General features: G+C 62.4%; 1 protein-coding gene. It reads left to right on the plus strand.

Annotated elements, in window-relative coordinates:
- Positions 1–335: site-specific DNA-methyltransferase (locus tag EOD29_RS30945; RefSeq protein WP_164763904.1), on the plus strand; the 335-nt coding region annotated here is incomplete at both ends.

The raw sequence follows: 335 nt of genomic DNA on the forward strand, positions 1-335 counted from the left end.
GCCGACCCGCCGTATAATCTGCAGCTCGGCGGAACGCTGCACCGTCCCGACCAGTCGCTGGTCGACGCGGTCGACGACGAATGGGATCAGTTCGCCTCCTTCGAGGCCCATGAGGCGTTTACCCGCGCCTGGCTGCTGGCTTGCCGCCGCGTGCTGAAGCCGACAGGCTCGATCTGGGTGATCGGCTCCTACCACAATATCTTCCGTGTCGGCGCCACGCTGCAGGATCTGAATTTCTGGATCCTGAACGACATCATCTGGCGCAAGACCAATCCGATGCCGAACTTCAAGGGCCGCCGTTTCCAGAACGCCCATGAGACGGTGATCTGGGCGAG

The sequence above is a fragment of the Mesorhizobium sp. M1A.T.Ca.IN.004.03.1.1 genome (assembly GCF_003997555.1).
Taxonomy (GTDB): Bacteria; Pseudomonadota; Alphaproteobacteria; order Rhizobiales; family Rhizobiaceae; genus Mesorhizobium.